This is a genomic window from Pseudoalteromonas sp. KG3 (assembly GCF_030436385.1).
In the GTDB taxonomy this organism is placed as follows: domain Bacteria; phylum Pseudomonadota; class Gammaproteobacteria; order Enterobacterales; family Alteromonadaceae; genus Pseudoalteromonas; species Pseudoalteromonas prydzensis.
The window spans coordinates 820,169-836,110 of sequence record NZ_CP098523.1 but is presented as its reverse complement, the minus strand read 5'-3'; the positions used below and the strand labels follow the sequence as shown (position 1 = coordinate 836,110).

Genomic DNA, 15,942 nt, shown 5'->3' with positions numbered 1-15,942 from the left:
TGTAAATGAAAATCGACAAGATGTAACACTGTATGTGAATGTGTATAAATAATTGTAACATACTGATTGTAAATTAATTTATATGTGTATTTTGACATATTTAACGATGTTTATTTTTACTTTTTTTATTGATTTTGGTTGTTTTTCAATCTATTTTCATTGGTTTTACATGCTATTTACTTTAGAGTAAATGCACTTTGTAACACTGTAGGGCTGACATATTTTTTAACCCTGTTATGATCGCCTTGATTATAAAAATACCAGTCTATTAGGAGACTCTGTGAGTAAAACATTGGCGAGTTATTATCAGCAAGCTTACGCCTGTGAACAGCATAATTTTAATCGTTGCTTTTATTGTGGCTGTGAAGCAACGGAGCGCGATCATTGCCCGCCATTACATATGCTACAAAGCATTATTGATTTAGGTGAAGAAGCTGAGTTTATAAGTATTCCAGCCTGTTATGAGTGCCATGCAATATTACATAATGAGCGCTTAATGACCATTGACGAACGCTTTACCAAATTAAAAACCAAGCTGGGTACGAAATACGCAAAACCATTACGCGTTTACAACATGTGGCACGAGAATGAACTGAGTGATATGAGTGATGAGTTTGCACACAGTATCAAAGCAGGCATGATATTAGGTAAAGAAGCGGCAGAGCGTTTAGCATTTAGTGGTTTTAGTTATGCTACAGAAGAAGCGAAAGTAACAGTACGTGAAAAAACCGCGGAGTTTGATGTTGAAGGCGTCATTTTTACTGATTTTAAAGAAGCATTAAACTATTGTATTAGTGCATTAAAAGTTCAAAAAAGTGATTTTTACAAAATACTCGTAGAAGATTACCAAGGTGATTTTAATAAAGCGCTGAGTCAATATCGTCATCGTCACGATAAAGTAACAGCAGCGAAAGACGGCAATTGTTTAATTAAAGACTTTTCAAAATTGCACAAGCAAAATTCAGATTTTGTGACGCGCACAGTTAAGCATTTTATTACTAAAGATCCCAGTTTAACTACCGAAGCTGCACTAGAGCAGCTATATAACAATTATATTAAAAAATAACATGGTAAATTACATTCATCTCGTATAAATGCAGATTTGGCTTATTTTTTAGCTTTATAGAATGTATTTATATACAGTAACAAAAAAATAACAGGGATTAACATGATGCAAAAATTTGCTCCATCATTGTTGGTTGTTGCTCTTGGCGTCGCGTTAGCGGGTTGCCAAGATAATGGCCCACAAGACGAAAAAGTAACAATTAATAAAAACCCATACCCAAGTACCTACAAAGCACTTAAATCAACAACAACGTTGATCACTAACGCAACTGTTTTAACGGGTAGTGGCGAGCGTTTAGAAGAAGCTGACGTACTGCTGGTGGATGGTAAAGTGCAACAAGTGGGTAAAGACCTTACTGCACAAGCTGAGCTTACCATAGACGCGCAAGGCAAATGGGTAACCCCCGGATTAATCGACGTACATTCACATTTGGGTGCTTATCCAAGTCCGTCAGTTGAATCTCACCAAGATGGCAATGAAATGACCAGCCCGAACACTGCTGAAGTATGGGTTGAACATTCAATCTGGCCACAAGATCCAGGTTTTAACCGCGCGCGTGAAGGCGGTATTACGTCATTACAGATTTTACCCGGTTCAGCTAACTTATTTGGCGGTCGTGGTGTAACGTTAAAAAATGTACCCGCGCATACCATGCAAGGTATGAAATTTCCTGATGCGCCTTATGGCTTAAAAATGGCCTGTGGTGAAAACCCAAAACGTGTTTATGGTCGTAAAGGTGTATTACCATCAACGCGTATGGGTAATATGGCCGGCTATCGTACTGCTTGGATTGGCGCTGCAGAATATAAGCGTGAATGGGATAAGTACGACGCTGATTATGCCGCGGGTAAAAATCCTGAAGTACCACATCGTGATATTAAGTACGACACATTACGTGGCGTATTAGAAGGCGAAGTAATGATCCACAATCATTGCTATAAAGCCGAAGAAATGGCAATGATGATTGACCTGTCAAAAGAGTTTGGCTATCACGCAGGGACTTTCCATCACGGTATAGAAGCATACAAAATCGCTGACTTACTAGCAGATAATGGTTCGTGTGCTGCACTTTGGCCAGATTGGTGGGGCTTTAAAATGGAAGCCTACGATATGGTGCAAGAAAACGTAGCGATTGTTGATGCAGTGAAAAACTCATGTGCAATTGTTCATTCAGATTCTGATACTACGATCCAGCGCTTAAACCAAGAAGCGGGCAAAGTGATGTACCGCGCCAACGATAATGGTTTTAATATTTCTGAACAGCATGCAATAAAATGGATCACTTCAAATGCTGCAAAAGCTTTAGGTATTGCTGACAAAACAGGTTCACTCGAAGCAGGTAAACAAGGCGATGTGGTCATTTGGAATCAAAGCCCATTCAGTGTTTACGCAAAAGCTGAACAAGTATTTGTAGATGGCGCCAAAGTGTATGATCGTTATGATGATACATTCCAAGCCCAAAGCGATTTTATGTTAGGTCAAAAATAAGGAGTAACTAGGATGACAAAATTAACACATTCATTTTCGCTCTCGCTAGTTGCTGCCGGTTTATTAGCAAGTACAACGGTTGATGCACAATCAATCGCAATTATTAATGCCACAGTACACACCTCGACAGAGCAAGGCATATTACAAGGTGCGAGCATTATTATGGATGAGGGCAAAATTACTGCCATCAACCCTGAGAAAGTTGCAGCGGATACGATTATAGACGCTAAAGGCCAAATTGTGACAGCAGGCTTTATCGGCACCATGAATCAATTAGGCTTAGTTGAAGTGGGCGCTGTTGCAGGCTCTCGCGATGGTGGTGATGATAAAGCGGGGATCGACTTTGATCCAAGCCTAGCCTTTAATGCTCACTCAAGCTTGATCCCATACGCACGCAAAGGCGGTATTACCCGCGATGTGATCACCCCACATGGCGGCGACAGTATTTTTGCGGGCCTTGCCAGCGTTGTTGATTTAAGTGGCGAGTTTGACAGCGTAAAACAAACGCAAGTTGCGCTGGTGGTGCATTTAGGCGAGAACAGTAAAGGCTCTCGTGCTATGTCACTGAAAAACCTTGTTGATAAGCTTACTGCACATCAACAAAACAGTAACAAGAAAGATAAAAAGGACGCTGCCAGCCCAAGTACTGAAGAGACCGTGCTCACCAAAGTGTTAGCGGGTGAAATGCCTTTGCTAGTTACAGCCTCACGTGCATCTGACATCATTGAGCTCATTAAACTTAAGCAGCAGTTTTCACTTAATTTAGTGATTGCAGGTGCACAAGATGCAGTGGTTGTGAAAGAGCAGTTAGCACAAGCTAATGTCCCTGTGATTGTCAGCGCAATGGAAAGCTTACCTGGTAGTTTTGATTCGCTGCATGCGAGTTTAGACAATGCTGGCAAGCTTGAAAAAGCAGGCGTGAAGGTGTTGCTATCAATTGCCGGTGATGCCAGCCATAATGTTTACCAGTTACGTTTTGATGCAGGGAATGCTGTATCTTATGGCATGACGCAAGAGGGCGCGTTAAAAGCAATTACAGCAAATGTTGCCGATGTATTTGGTATCAATGCCGGCAGTGTGGCGGTAGGTAAAGCCGCTGACTTAGTGTTGTGGAATGATGACCCGTTTGATTTTACTAGTCACGTAACTAAAATGTTTATTAACGGCGAAGAGGTTTCAACCGAAGCACGCCAAGATAAACTCCGCAAACGTTATACTACTGACTCAGATATGCCGCGCGCATATACTAAGTAGTCTCTAGTGAGTTTATAAAAAGCCGCTGTAGCGGCTTTTTTATACCAATCATATTTTATTGCTTGGTATATTTTGGGTACTGTAATCCCGCGTCCCATTTGCAGCAAATATTAATTTAAAACTTTATGCCGTAGCTCTTTAAGCGAAGCGCCACTTATCCTCTTTGTGAATAATTCACTTAAAATCTTATTACACAAAGAGAAAAAATGAGAAGTAAATGAGGGGGGAATTCAACAGAGCAACCAACATGTGACAAGCTAAGTTATTTTTTCAAATGATAGTACACTTTATCTCTCTTGAATTCAAGTATTAAGTGCAATCATTATGCAGCCACCAGAACTTCTGATTGCCCCGTAAATAATTCATGAGGGGTTTTATACCCTCTTGTTTTTCTTGGCCGATGGTTGAGCTTATCAACTGCCGCCTGTATCTCTGCTTCACTTAGCGCCATAAAGTCAGTTCCCTTGGGGAAGAAGCGTCTAAGTAAGCCGTTGGTATTCTCATTTATGCCCCGCTCCCATGATGAATAGGGATGAGCGAAATACACATCAGCTTCTAATTTTTGTGCAACATGCTCATGGTGAGCAAACTCTTTTCCATTATCTAACGTCACGGTAATAACCTTACCTTTATATGGTGTCATACACGTGATCAGCGCATCGGCTGTTATTTTCGCATGCTTGCTTTCAATTCTGTGAACGACTGTATATAACGTTTTACGTTCAACCATTGTGACAAGCGCATTTTTACGCCCTTTACCTATCACTGTATCGCCCTCCCAATCACCAATCCTAGACTTTGAATCCACAATACTTGGGCGTTCATCAATGCTGACTCGATTAACTATCTGTCCACGTTTATCATAGCTTCCATAGCGTTTTTTATACTTTTTACATGCACGAGTGAGTGTCTTATGTAGCTTGCCACCACGAGCCTTGTCTCTGTAAATATATTGATAAATTGTTTCATGATGTAAAACGACCTGTTTCTCTAAAGCTAAGCGGCCTGCCACTTGCTCAGGGGAAAGTCCGTCATGCAACAATTTATTAATCCAGTGAGTGACGTCCTCTGTTAACTTACTTGCTTTGAAAGATGACTTACGTCTTTGTTCAGCAAAGTTATTGGCTTGGTTAGGCCGATAGCCTTTAAGTCCTTTATTGCGTTTTAGCTCTCTAGAAATAGATGACGGTGAACGAGTTAGTTCTTCAGCTATCTGCTTTTGGTTATTTCCTGCTTTTATTAACGCGTAAATCTGGTATCTTTCTTCTTGTGTCAGCTGTTTATATTTCATTAAAGCAATTTCCTTTGGCGAGAAAATGGCCGAATTATAACAGCTGGCCATCTAATCTGAGAAATTGCACTTATTATCCGAATTTAGGTCTTATTAAAAAGTATTGATATTCTGCGCAATAGGCACAGTCCTGTTTTTATCCCAGACACAAAAAAGGCGCTCAGTGAGCGCCTTTTAAATTTAAAGCGATAGTTAAACTAGTTTAGCTAAAATATCGTTAAATGTAGTGCTAGGACGCATTGCTTTGAATGCTGCATCATCATTAGGTTGGAAGTAACCACCAATGTTAACAGCTGGACCTTGCGCATCATTAAGCTCGCTAACGATTTTATCTTTGTTGCTTTCTAAATCGCTGGCGATTTGAGTGAATTGTGCTTTTAGTTCACTGTCATCGTTTTGCTTAGCAAGCTCTTGAGCCCAAAATAAAGATAAGAAGAAGTGAGAGCCACGGTTATCAATCTCTTTCACTTTACGTGAAGGTGATTTGTTTTCAGTAAGGAAAGTACCGGTTGCTTTATCAAGCGTATCAGCAAGCACTTGTGCTTTGTTGTTACCAGTATTAACAGCTAGGTGTTCTAAAGAAGCTGCTAGTGCTAAAAACTCACCTAGTGAATCCCAACGTAAATGGTTTTCTTTTTCGAATTGTTGTACGTGCTTAGGCGCTGAACCACCAGCACCAGTTTCGAATAAACCACCGCCATTCATAAGCGGTACGATTGATAGCATTTTCGCACTGGTACCAAGCTCAAGAATTGGGAATAAGTCAGTTAGGTAATCACGTAATACGTTACCTGTTACCGAAATCGTGTCTTTACCTTCTTTAATACGCGCAAGTGAGAACAGTGTTGCCTCAAGCGGTGCTAAAATTTGGATATCAAGACCATCTGTATCGTGGTTTGGTAAATACGCATTCACTTTTTTGATTAACTGTGCATCGTGGGCACGGTTTTCGTCAAGCCAGAAAACAGCAGGGTTGCCAGTCGCGCGTGCACGGTTCACTGCTAATTTAACCCAATCTTGGATTGGTGCATCTTTAACCTGACACATACGCCAGATATCGCCTTGCTCAACACTGTGCTGTAATAATACGTTATCTACGCTATCAACAACACGGATCACGCCGTTTGCTGGTGCTTCAAATGTTTTATCGTGTGAACCATATTCTTCAGCTTTTTGTGCCATTAAGCCAACGTTAGGTACGCTACCCATTGTTGTTGGATCAAATGCACCGTGTTCTTTACAGAAGTCGATAGTCGCTTGGTAAACACCTGAGTAACAACGGTCAGGAATGACAAAGCTAGTATCTTGTAATTTACCTTCACTGTTCCACATTTGACCGCTTGAACGAATTGCAGCAGGCATTGATGCGTCGATGATCACATCACTTGGTACGTGTAAGTTAGTGATACCACGATCTGAATCAACCATTGCAATAGCAGGGCGTGTTGCATATACCGCGTCGATATCAGCTTCGATTTCAGCGCGTTTAGCGTCATCTAAAGTTTGAATCTTAGCGTAAACATCACCAAGACCATTATTTACATCAACACCTAGCTCTGCGAATAATTCACCGTGTTTAGCAAAAACATCTTGATAGAATACTTTAACAGCATGACCGAAGATGATTGGATCAGATACTTTCATCATGGTTGCTTTCATGTGTAATGAAAACAAAATGCCTTTTTCTTTAGCTGCTTCAATTTCAGCGGCTAAGAAAGCTTGTAGTTTAGTAACACTGATTGAAGATGCATCAATCACTTCACCAGCTAGTAGTGGTGTGCTTGCTTTAAGTACAGAAACATCACCGTTTGCAGCAACGTGCTCGATACGTACATCAGTAGCAGCATCAAGCGTCACTGATTGCTCTGAGCCAAAGAAATCACCTTCGCTCATGCTGGCAACGTTTGAAGCAGAATCTTTGCTCCACGCACCCATTGAGTGTGGGTTATTACGTGCATATTCTTTCACAGAGCCAGGTGCACGACGGTCAGAGTTACCTTCACGTAATACTGGGTTTACAGCACTACCTTTGATTTTGTCGTAAGTGGCTTTAATTGCTTTTTCTTCGTCTGTCTTAGGCTCTGCTGGGTATTCTGGTAGTGCATAACCTTTTGCTTGTAATTCTTTAATCACGGCACGTAACTGTGGTACTGACGCGCTGATATTTGGCAATTTAATGATGTTTGCTTCAGGTGTTTTAGCCAGCTCGCCTAATTCTGCAAGGGCATCACCAATACGTTGCTCTTCGGTTAAATACTCTGGGAAGTTAGCAATAACACGGCCAGCTAAAGAGATGTCACGTGTTTCAACTTCAACGCCAGCGGCATTGGTGTATGCTTGGATGATCGGCAGCAAAGAGTAAGTTGCTAGTGCCGGAGCTTCGTCTGTTTTAGTGTAGATAATTTTTGATGTCATCATCATTCCTAGATAGTAGGCATTAAGAGCCATATTCAACAATGCAAAGAATATCATCGCCATCATGAGTGCATGAGGTGGCAATGATCAGTCTGTTAGGTGTTAATACTGTTGATTCAATAATCACACCTGACGAACTGTAATAAATTTTATGTTATTTGCAGGCTAAGTAAATTAGCCATTAGCCTAATTTTTACCGCTTAAAGGGCCGTAGTTAGCTAATTTTAAGCACAAAGAGTGTAACAAGCTTGACCCAAAAGGGCTAATAACAAATATAACATTGGGGTATTAAAAAAGAATTTCAAGAGGAAGAACAGTTTTTGTTCATACTGAACAATAAATTGATTGTGACATAAAGGGAGCTATTTAAATGAAATGCAAAAAAATAAAAAGGAATTAAGCGAGGATCTTTACAGGTCGCTCGCTTTAGTCGAACTTCTAAAACAACTACACTAAATCATCATTAGGAGCTATGTTAGTCGCGTGCATGCCTTTTGGGCCTTGCTGCAATTCGAATGTTACATCTTGACCAGCTTTAAGTGTTTTATAACCGTCCATCACAATCGTTGAGTAATGGGCGAATATATCATTCTCGCAGCCGTCTTCTACGATGAAACCAAAACCTTTGGCATTATTGAACCATTTGACTTTACCACAAGCCATACTTCTACATCCTTCTATAAGTTGACTAATTTAGTTATTCTAAACCGTATAGTTTGATAGACTGACTAAGGTTTAATCAATCTACAACTGACTGTAGTTTATTTCACCAGTCAGTCAAGTGTTTTAAACTATTTTTTAACATTTAATTTATTTTTTTATTCAAGTTTGCTTGAGTTCCAAAGACAAGACTATATTTAATTATGAGTGGCATGAAAGATTCAGGTGTTATAGACACAGTTCGCGATAGTGAGAAGCAAAAACTGCAACCACCGCGAAAATACAAGGTCATTTTAAATAATGATGATTACACGCCTATGGACTTTGTGATAGAAGTACTAACGACGTTTTTTAATATGGATAGCGATAGAGCAACAGATGTGATGCTGCAAGTTCATCAAAATGGTCGTGCGATATGTGGCGTTTATAGCGCCGATGTAGCGTATACCAAAGTTGAACAAGTTAACCGTTATGCACGGGATAACGAGCATCCACTGCTATGTAGTTGTGAGCAGGAATAATACCAAGGTAGGGTGATCAAAATACCCATCACAACGGTATATATATTTTATCTCAGTAAGGGGTTGCTAATGCTAAACAAAGATTTAGAACTAACTTTAAACGCAGCGTTTCGTGAAGCGCGTACACGTCGCCATGAATTTATGACTGTAGAGCACTTATTACTTGCGCTACTAGACAACCCATCGGCTGGAGAAGCGCTGCATGCCTGCGGGATTGATATGTCAGCACTGAAAGCTGAGTTATCAGAATTTATAAATGAAACGACTCCAGTCATTCCTGATTTAGAAGAAGAGCGCGAAACACAACCAACACTTGGTTTTCAGCGAGTATTACAACGTGCTGTATTTCATGTGCAATCATCGGGCAAAAATGAAGTAACAGGTGTTAATGTCTTGGTGGCGATTTTTTCTGAGCAAGAAAGCCAAGCGGTGTATTTACTGAAGAAAAGCGATGTTTCTCGTTTAGACATCGTGAATTTTATTTCTCATGGTATTTCTAAAGCGGATGATGACATCGGTGGTGAAGATGCTGATGACATTCACGAAGAAGCACAAGCTGTACAAGGTGAAGAGCCAAGTAAATTAGAAAACTTTACCTCTAATTTGAATGTGCTCGCCCGTGAAGGGAATATCGACCCATTGGTGGGCCGTGATAGTGAAGTTGAGCGTACGGTGCAAGTATTGTGTCGGCGTAAAAAGAATAATCCGTTATTAGTTGGCGAAGCAGGGGTGGGTAAAACCGCCATTGCTGAAGGCTTAGCGTATCGTATTGTGCATGAACAAGTCCCCGATGTGATTGCCGATGCTGTAGTGTACTCGTTAGACATGGGCGCGTTGCTTGCAGGCACTAAGTACCGTGGCGATTTTGAAAAACGCTTTAAAGCCTTACTAAAAGAGCTTCAGGCGAAACCAGGCGCGATTTTATTTATTGATGAGATCCATACCATAATTGGTGCCGGAGCGGCCTCTGGTGGCGTTATGGATGCCTCTAACTTACTTAAACCACTATTATCAAGTGGCAAGTTACGTTGTATGGGTTCAACTACCTATAACGAGTACAAAAATATCTTTGAAAAAGACCGTGCCTTAGTTCGTCGTTTTCAAAAAATTGATGTGCTTGAACCCAGTGTGGCAGATACCACCAAAATTCTTAATGGCTTAAAAGAGCGTTACGAAGAGCACCATGGTATTCGTTATACGCAAAAAGCGCTAAAAGCGGCTGCGGAGCTCAGTGCTAAGTATATTAACGAGCGTCATTTACCGGATAAAGCGATTGATGTGATTGACGAAGCGGGTGCCAGTCAACGACTTCAACCGATTTCAAAACGTAAAAAAACCATCGGTGTGGCAGATATCGAATTGATCGTGGCAAAAATGGCGCGTATTCCGCAGCAAAGTGTGTCATCGAGCGATAAAGAGACCCTTAAAAATCTTGATCGTAACTTGAAGATGTTGGTATTTGGCCAAGATCAATCAATCGATGCACTAACCTCGGCCATTCGCTTATCGCGCTCAGGCTTATCAAATGAAGACAAACCAGTCGGTTCGTTCTTATTTGCAGGGCCAACCGGTGTCGGTAAAACAGAGGTGACCAAACAGCTTGCAAAATGTATGGGTGTTGAGTTTATTCGTTTTGATATGTCTGAGTACGTTGAGCGCCACGCAGTGAGCCGTTTAATTGGTGCGCCTCCAGGCTATGTTGGTTTTGAACAAGGTGGTTTGTTAACTGAGGCTGTGATTAAAAATCCACATTCAGTTGTATTACTGGATGAGATTGAGAAAGCCCACTCAGATATCTACAATATCTTACTGCAAGTGATGGATCATGGCACGCTGACCGATAATAACGGCCGTAAAGCGGACTTTAGAAACGTGGTAGTGGTGATGACCACTAATGCCGGTGTTCAAGAGACTGTTCGTAAGTCGATTGGTTTCACTGATCAAGATCACTCCCATGATGCGATGAGTGAAATTAATAAAGTATTTTCGCCAGAGTTTAGAAACCGCCTAGATAACATCATTTGGTTTAACCACCTTGATCGTGATGTCACGTTACTGGTTGTTGATAAATTTATTGTTGAGTTACAAGCGCAATTGGATAAAAAATCGGTTAACTTGGAGCTGACTAACAAGGCTCGGGAATGGTTGGCAGATAAAGGCTACGATAAAGCAATGGGTGCACGACCAATGGGCCGCGTGATCCAAGAGCAATTGAAAAAGCCGTTAGCAAACGAGATTTTATTCGGTGAACTTATCGATGGCGGCACAGTTAAAGTGTCTGTCAAAGATAAAAAATTACGTTTTGATTATGAAACGAATTTAACACCTGCATAATCGCAGCGTTAAATAGAAAACAAAAAGCCCAGCAATTGCTGGGCTTTTTGTTTATTAAATGTAATGGTCAGCAACTGCCTTCAATTACATTTAATAAACGCTTCAAGCTAGTGCAGAAAGTAACTAAGTTACTCAGACAACTTAGCTAAAAACTTGATATTTCGTTAACGCACTAACTTAGCGAGCACGGAATACGATGCGACCTTTTGATAAATCGTATGGGGTCATTTCTACGGTAACTTTATCGCCGGTTAGAATGCGGATATAGTTTTTACGCATTTTACCTGAAATGTGAGCCACAACCACGTGACCATTTTCAAGCTCAACTCGGAACATTGTATTTGGTAAAGTATCAAGGACCGTCCCTTGCATTTCGATTACGTCTTCTTTCGCCATGTTTAGCGTAACACCTCTTTAATAGTTAAACGATGCAGATTCTGCCGAAAATACACCAATAAGTAAAGCCGCAGTAGGCATTTTTGCAAATTAAATAGCCAGCCACTGGTCTGCAACCCTATTTTGAGCAGGTAAAAATTGGGTTTTGTAACGCATTTTTGCACATTCATCTATTTGATAGCCTAAATAGACAAATTCTTTATCGTATTGTTTGGCAAATTTGAGCTGCTCTAAAATCATAATAGTGCCCACACTGTAGTGCTCGTAGTCAGGGTCAAAAAATGTGTAAATAGCAGAAACAGCGTTGTGCATACAATCAGTTACCGCTACGGCAACCAATTTTTCTTGATCCCATAACTCAATAAAAGTGATAGGTAACCAATGACAAAATATAAAACTGTTGAACTGATTTTGCTCGGGTGGGAACATCGAGCCATCTTGATGACGCTCGGTAATGTATTTACTGTACAACGGGAAGTATTCGGGGTGTTGTTGATCTGAGTATTTCACGGTAAAGGTATTTTTTGCTTTATTAAGTTTACGTTTTTGCGATTTTGTCGGTAAAAATGCTTTAGCTAATACACGCACAGACTTACATGCGCTGCAAGCGGGGCAGTGAGGTCGGTAGATTTGGTCACCACTGCGACGAAACCCCAAAGCCAGTAACGCTTCAAATTTACTCGGGGTATAACAACTGTGATCTAAAATCACTAACAGTTGCTCTTGTCGATCAGCTAGGTAGCTGCAATCAAATTGTTGGCTTAATCCTAAACGGGCAGGTAAGTGTTCAGTCATAAATAGCGATAAGCTCCTGAGGTTGCCACATTGTTGCCGGAATAATAAAATCTTCTGCTGCTTTAAGCTTAGTTAAAAATTCTGAGCGTGGTAGTACTTTTTCGCCTAAAGTAACTAAATAAGGGTTTTCAAGCTGACAGTCTATAAAATGCGCTTGATGGCGTTTTAACCAATTAACCAGTGCCCACATGGCTAATTTTGAACAGTTTGCTTGATGGTGAAACATTGATTCGCCACAAAATACACCATGTTGCATAATGCCGTATAAACCACCGACCAGTTTATTGTCTGACCAAACTTCTACACTATGAGCAAGGCCTGATTTATGTGCATCCTTATAGGCATTGAGCATTTTTTTGGTGATCCAAGTACCATCGGTTGCTAAGCGTTGCTGACGACAGGCAGCAATGACCTCAGTGAACGCAGTATTGATGGTCACTTTAACAGGATGTTTTTTTAAATGTTTACGCAGGCTTCGGCTGACATGAAATTCATCCAGTTCTATAATGCCTCGCTCACTGGGCGACCACCACATAATTGGCTCATATTCACTAAACCAAGGGAAAATCCCTTGCCCATACGCGTTTTTTAAGCGCGTTATGGATAAGCAACCGCCTATAGCAAGTAAACCATCTGGATCATCTAATGCGTGGGTGGGATCAGGAAAAGCAAAGTGGTTTTTAGAGAGTTGATAAAGTTGTTTAGTCATAGCACCGATTGAATAACTGAATGATCAAGAGAAAGTGTAACCTGTTGCTTTAAATTCATAAACAACAAATTATTGGAAGGAATTACATTTTAGCGCCATATTTTCGCTAGGCAAAAAAAAGCGCGTTAAAAACGCGCTTTAATAAGTGTTAACTTGTCGAATTAACTAACAACTTTTACTGGTACTGCTTGTCCAGCGTTAAACTTAGTTGTCATCGCTTCTTCAACAGGTGTAAACGATGTAAGGTCAATGCCTTCAACCGCTGACTTGTACTCTTCGATAGTCGGGAAGCGACCAAGCACAGTAGAAAGCACTACAAGCGGCGTTGAACCTAGTAGTGACTCACCTTTTTTCTCAGCTGTATCGGCTACTACACGGCCTTGGAACAGACGTGTTGACGTTGCGATTACAGTGTCACCAGGTTCTGCTTTCTCTTGGTTACCCATACATAGGTTACAACCAGGGCGTTCTAGGTATAAGATATTTTCATACTTAGTACGTGCAGCTGTTTTTGGTTTTTCATCATCAAATTCAAAGCCAGCGTATTTAGCAAGAATATCCCAATCGCCTTCAGCTTTAAGCTCATCAACAATGTTATATGTTGGTGGAGCAACAACAAGTGGCGCTTTGAATGAGATAGAACCGTTTTTCTGCTCAAGGTTACGTAGCATGTGAGCAATAATTTTCATATCGCCTTTGTGAACCATACACGAACCAACAAAACCTAAATCAACAGGCTTGTCGTTGTAAAAAGAAACAGGGCGGATCACATCGTGAGTATAACGCTTAGAAACATCGTCGTTATTTACGTCTGGATCGGCAATCATTGGCTCAACGATTTGGTCTAAATCAACCACTACTTCTGCGTGGTATTTAGCGTTGTCATCTGGAGAAAGTGCTGGCTCTTCACCAGATTGGATACCAGCAATACGTTTGTCAGCTAAATCGATTAGACCTTGCAACGTTTGCGCTTCGTTATCCATACCTTTGTTGATCATGATCTGGATACGGCTCTTAGCCAGCTCAATTGACTTGATCAGCGTTTCGTCGTTTGAAATACAGATTGAAGCTTTCGCTTTCATTTCTGCAGTCCAGTCCGTGAAGGTAAACGCTTGGTCAGCCATAAGCGTACCAATGTGTACTTCAATGATACGGCCTTGGAAAACGTTTTCGCCACCAAATTGCTTCAGCATTTGCGCTTGCGTTGCATGTACAACGTCGCGGAAATCCATGTGCTTAGCCATGCTGCCTTTAAACGTTACTTTAACAGAATCAGGAATTGGCATAGCTGATTCACCAGTAGCAAGTGCAACCGCAACAGTACCTGAGTCGGCACCAAAGGCAACACCTTTCGACATACGAGTATGCGAGTCACCACCGATGATGATTGCGCGGTCGTCAATGGTAATGTCGTTCAATACTTTGTGGATAACGTCTGTCATTGCATGGTAAACGCCTTTCGGGTCACGTGCAGTGATAAGACCAAACTTATTCATAAACGCCATTAGTTTAGGAATATTAGCTTGTGCTTTGCTATCCCATACTGATGCAGTGTGACAACCAGACTGATATGCACCATCAACAAGTGGTGAAATTGTTGAAGCAGCCATTGCTTCTAATTCTTGCGCCGTCATTGGACCGGTTGTATCTTGCGAGCCAACGATGTTCACTTTAACGCGCACATTTGAACCTGCGTGAAGTGGCGTATCTGATAGTACACCTACCGCATTACGGTTAAAGATTTTTTCAACCGCTGTTAAACCTTGTCCTGCATGTGAAATTTCTTTTGAAGGTGCATATACAAGCGGAGTGTCAATACCCAGTGTTTCAGCAGCAAACGTTTGTAGTTTTTTACCAAATACAACGGCGTAAGAACCACCAGCTCGCATAAATTCAACTTTTTGTGGTGTGAATGCTGATGAAATATCAACCAATTCTTTATCGCCGTTATAAAGCTTTTTCTCTTTTGTATTGATTGTTAACACAGTACCAGTGGCAACTGAATAAGCTTCTTCAAGCACAGCATCGCCATTTTCATCAGTGACTGTATTGCCGTCTGCATCGACTTTCTTAACCCAGTTTTTAAGGTCAAGACCGATACCGCCGGTTACATCAACCGTTGTTAAGAAGATTGGTGCGATACCATTAGTACCTGCAACAACAGGAGCAATGTTGATGAAAGGAACGTATGGACTTGCTTGTTTACCAGCCCAAAGTGCAACGTTATTCACACCCGACATACGAGATGAACCAACGCCCATGGTGCCTTTTTCAGCAATAAGCATGACTTTAGCGTTAGGGTGTTTCTTTTGAAGTTCAACAATTTCTTGTTGTGCTTCTTCAGTGATCATGCACTTACCATGTAATTCACGGTCAGCACGCGAGTGCGCTTGGTTACCTGGAGAAAGTAAGTCAGTAGAAATATCACCTTCACCAGCAATGTAGGTTACTACATCGATTTTTTCTTCGATGTCAGGTAATTTTGTAAAAAATTCAGCTTTTGCGAAACTTTCTAATAACTCTTTTGCAATCGCGTTGCCTGCTTCGTATGCCGCTTTTATGCGCGCCATATCTGCATCGTATAAGAATACTTGAGTCTTAAGTACTTCAGCCGCTTGTGCTGCGATTGCTGCGTCATCAGCAAATGCTAAATCAATTAGCATTTCAATTGATGGGCCGCCTTTCATGTGTGAAAGTAACTCAAATGCGAATTCTGGAGTGATCTCTGCAACTTGTTCTTCACCAAGAATGATTTCTTTTAGAAACTGTGCTTTAACGCCCGCAGCACTGGTTGTTCCCGGTAGTGTGTTGTAGATAAAGAAATGCAGTGAATCTTGACGATGCTCGTTATTAGTATCTTTAATTTGATTAATGATTTCTGATACTAGCTCAGCGCTATCGATTGGTTGTGGGTTTAATCCAAGCTCCGTTTTACGGGTTTGGATTTCTTCCATATATTTTGTATACAAACTCATAGAAAACTCTCGGTATTTTACTTGATATGAAGTTAAGC

At 41.0% G+C, this 15,942-nt stretch carries 12 protein-coding genes; 5 read left to right on the top strand and 7 right to left on the bottom strand.

Going from position 1 to position 15,942, the window contains the following annotated elements:
• Nucleotides 1–280 precede the first annotated feature (280 nt).
• The 3 genes from NDQ71_RS04080 to NDQ71_RS04070 all read left to right on the top strand — a co-directional run bounded on the left by NDQ71_RS04080 (nucleotide 281) and on the right by NDQ71_RS04070 (nucleotide 3,808).
• Complete coding sequence (locus NDQ71_RS04080) at nucleotides 281–1,066, top strand: hypothetical protein (RefSeq protein WP_283710616.1); 786 nt, start codon at nucleotides 281–283, stop codon at nucleotides 1,064–1,066.
• Nucleotides 1,067–1,171: 105 nt separating this feature from the next.
• Complete coding sequence (locus NDQ71_RS04075; protein ID WP_192542148.1) at nucleotides 1,172–2,554, top strand: amidohydrolase; 1,383 nt, start codon at nucleotides 1,172–1,174, stop codon at nucleotides 2,552–2,554.
• Nucleotides 2,555–2,566: 12 nt separating this feature from the next.
• On the top strand, nucleotides 2,567–3,808 hold the full coding sequence (locus NDQ71_RS04070) for an amidohydrolase family protein (protein WP_301562296.1): 1,242 nt from the start codon (nucleotides 2,567–2,569) through the stop codon (nucleotides 3,806–3,808).
• Between the two features lie 322 nt (nucleotides 3,809–4,130).
• Here the strand turns inward: NDQ71_RS04070 and NDQ71_RS04065 are convergent, their stop codons facing one another.
• The 3 genes from NDQ71_RS04065 to cspD form a co-directional block, all read right to left on the bottom strand.
• A complete protein-coding gene (locus tag NDQ71_RS04065; RefSeq protein ID WP_086959932.1) occupies nucleotides 4,131–5,099 on the bottom strand; it encodes an IS30 family transposase in 969 nt (322 codons plus the stop codon).
• Nucleotides 5,100–5,291: 192 nt separating this feature from the next.
• Nucleotides 5,292–7,514 carry an NADP-dependent isocitrate dehydrogenase gene (locus tag NDQ71_RS04060; protein ID WP_064667019.1) on the bottom strand — a complete coding sequence of 741 codons (2,223 nt, stop codon included), beginning with the start codon at nucleotides 7,512–7,514 and terminating at the stop codon, nucleotides 5,292–5,294.
• Nucleotides 7,515–7,961: 447 nt separating this feature from the next.
• Nucleotides 7,962–8,177, bottom strand: a complete 216-nt coding sequence (gene cspD, locus NDQ71_RS04055) for a cold shock domain-containing protein CspD (protein WP_064667018.1) — start codon at nucleotides 8,175–8,177, stop codon at nucleotides 7,962–7,964.
• Between the two features lie 209 nt (nucleotides 8,178–8,386).
• Here cspD and clpS point away from each other — a divergent pair, with 209 nt between their 5' ends.
• Nucleotides 8,387–8,695 carry an ATP-dependent Clp protease adapter ClpS gene (gene clpS, locus NDQ71_RS04050; protein ID WP_192542137.1) on the top strand — a complete coding sequence of 103 codons (309 nt, stop codon included), beginning with the start codon at nucleotides 8,387–8,389 and terminating at the stop codon, nucleotides 8,693–8,695.
• 69 nt (nucleotides 8,696–8,764) lie between these two features.
• Nucleotides 8,765–11,029 carry an ATP-dependent Clp protease ATP-binding subunit ClpA gene (gene clpA, locus NDQ71_RS04045; protein WP_064667016.1) on the top strand — a complete coding sequence of 755 codons (2,265 nt, stop codon included), beginning with the start codon at nucleotides 8,765–8,767 and terminating at the stop codon, nucleotides 11,027–11,029.
• Between the two features lie 177 nt (nucleotides 11,030–11,206).
• On the opposite strand, the gene infA is transcribed toward clpA, so the two are convergent.
• From infA to NDQ71_RS04025, 4 genes are all read right to left on the bottom strand, one after another.
• Nucleotides 11,207–11,425: a translation initiation factor IF-1 gene (gene infA, locus NDQ71_RS04040; RefSeq protein WP_002962494.1), complete on the bottom strand. Its 219-nt coding sequence runs from the start codon at nucleotides 11,423–11,425 to the stop codon at nucleotides 11,207–11,209.
• Between the two features lie 90 nt (nucleotides 11,426–11,515).
• On the bottom strand, nucleotides 11,516–12,220 hold the full coding sequence (locus NDQ71_RS04035) for an arginyltransferase (RefSeq protein WP_064667015.1): 705 nt from the start codon (nucleotides 12,218–12,220) through the stop codon (nucleotides 11,516–11,518).
• On the bottom strand, nucleotides 12,213–12,929 hold the full coding sequence (gene aat, locus NDQ71_RS04030) for a leucyl/phenylalanyl-tRNA--protein transferase (protein WP_192542136.1): 717 nt from the start codon (nucleotides 12,927–12,929) through the stop codon (nucleotides 12,213–12,215). The genes NDQ71_RS04035 and aat overlap by 8 nt, the downstream gene beginning before the upstream one ends.
• A 161-nt stretch (nucleotides 12,930–13,090) precedes the next feature.
• Nucleotides 13,091–15,904, bottom strand: a complete 2,814-nt coding sequence (locus tag NDQ71_RS04025) for a bifunctional aconitate hydratase 2/2-methylisocitrate dehydratase (protein WP_192542135.1) — start codon at nucleotides 15,902–15,904, stop codon at nucleotides 13,091–13,093.
• Between the last annotated feature and the right edge of the window lie 38 nt (nucleotides 15,905–15,942).

Excerpts from the sequence above, each read along its gene's own strand:
- NDQ71_RS04075 (WP_192542148.1), top strand. The coding sequence starts at position 1,172 with ATGCAAAAATTTGCTCCATCATTGTTGGTTGTTGCTCTTGGCGTCGCG.
- NDQ71_RS04070 (WP_301562296.1), top strand. The coding sequence starts at position 2,567 with ATGACAAAATTAACACATTCATTTTCGCTCTCGCTAGTTGCTGCCGGT.
- NDQ71_RS04065 (WP_086959932.1), bottom strand. The coding sequence starts at position 5,099 with ATGAAATATAAACAGCTGACACAAGAAGAAAGATACCAGATTTACGCG.
- NDQ71_RS04060 (WP_064667019.1), bottom strand. The coding sequence starts at position 7,514 with ATGACATCAAAAATTATCTACACTAAAACAGACGAAGCTCCGGCACTA.
- cspD (WP_064667018.1), bottom strand. The coding sequence starts at position 8,177 with ATGGCTTGTGGTAAAGTCAAATGGTTCAATAATGCCAAAGGTTTTGGT.
- clpS (WP_192542137.1), top strand. The coding sequence starts at position 8,387 with ATGAAAGATTCAGGTGTTATAGACACAGTTCGCGATAGTGAGAAGCAA.
- clpA (WP_064667016.1), top strand. The coding sequence starts at position 8,765 with ATGCTAAACAAAGATTTAGAACTAACTTTAAACGCAGCGTTTCGTGAA.
- infA (WP_002962494.1), bottom strand. The coding sequence starts at position 11,425 with ATGGCGAAAGAAGACGTAATCGAAATGCAAGGGACGGTCCTTGATACT.
- NDQ71_RS04035 (WP_064667015.1), bottom strand. The coding sequence starts at position 12,220 with ATGACTGAACACTTACCTGCCCGTTTAGGATTAAGCCAACAATTTGAT.
- aat (WP_192542136.1), bottom strand. The coding sequence starts at position 12,929 with ATGACTAAACAACTTTATCAACTCTCTAAAAACCACTTTGCTTTTCCT.
- NDQ71_RS04025 (WP_192542135.1), bottom strand. The coding sequence starts at position 15,904 with ATGAGTTTGTATACAAAATATATGGAAGAAATCCAAACCCGTAAAACG.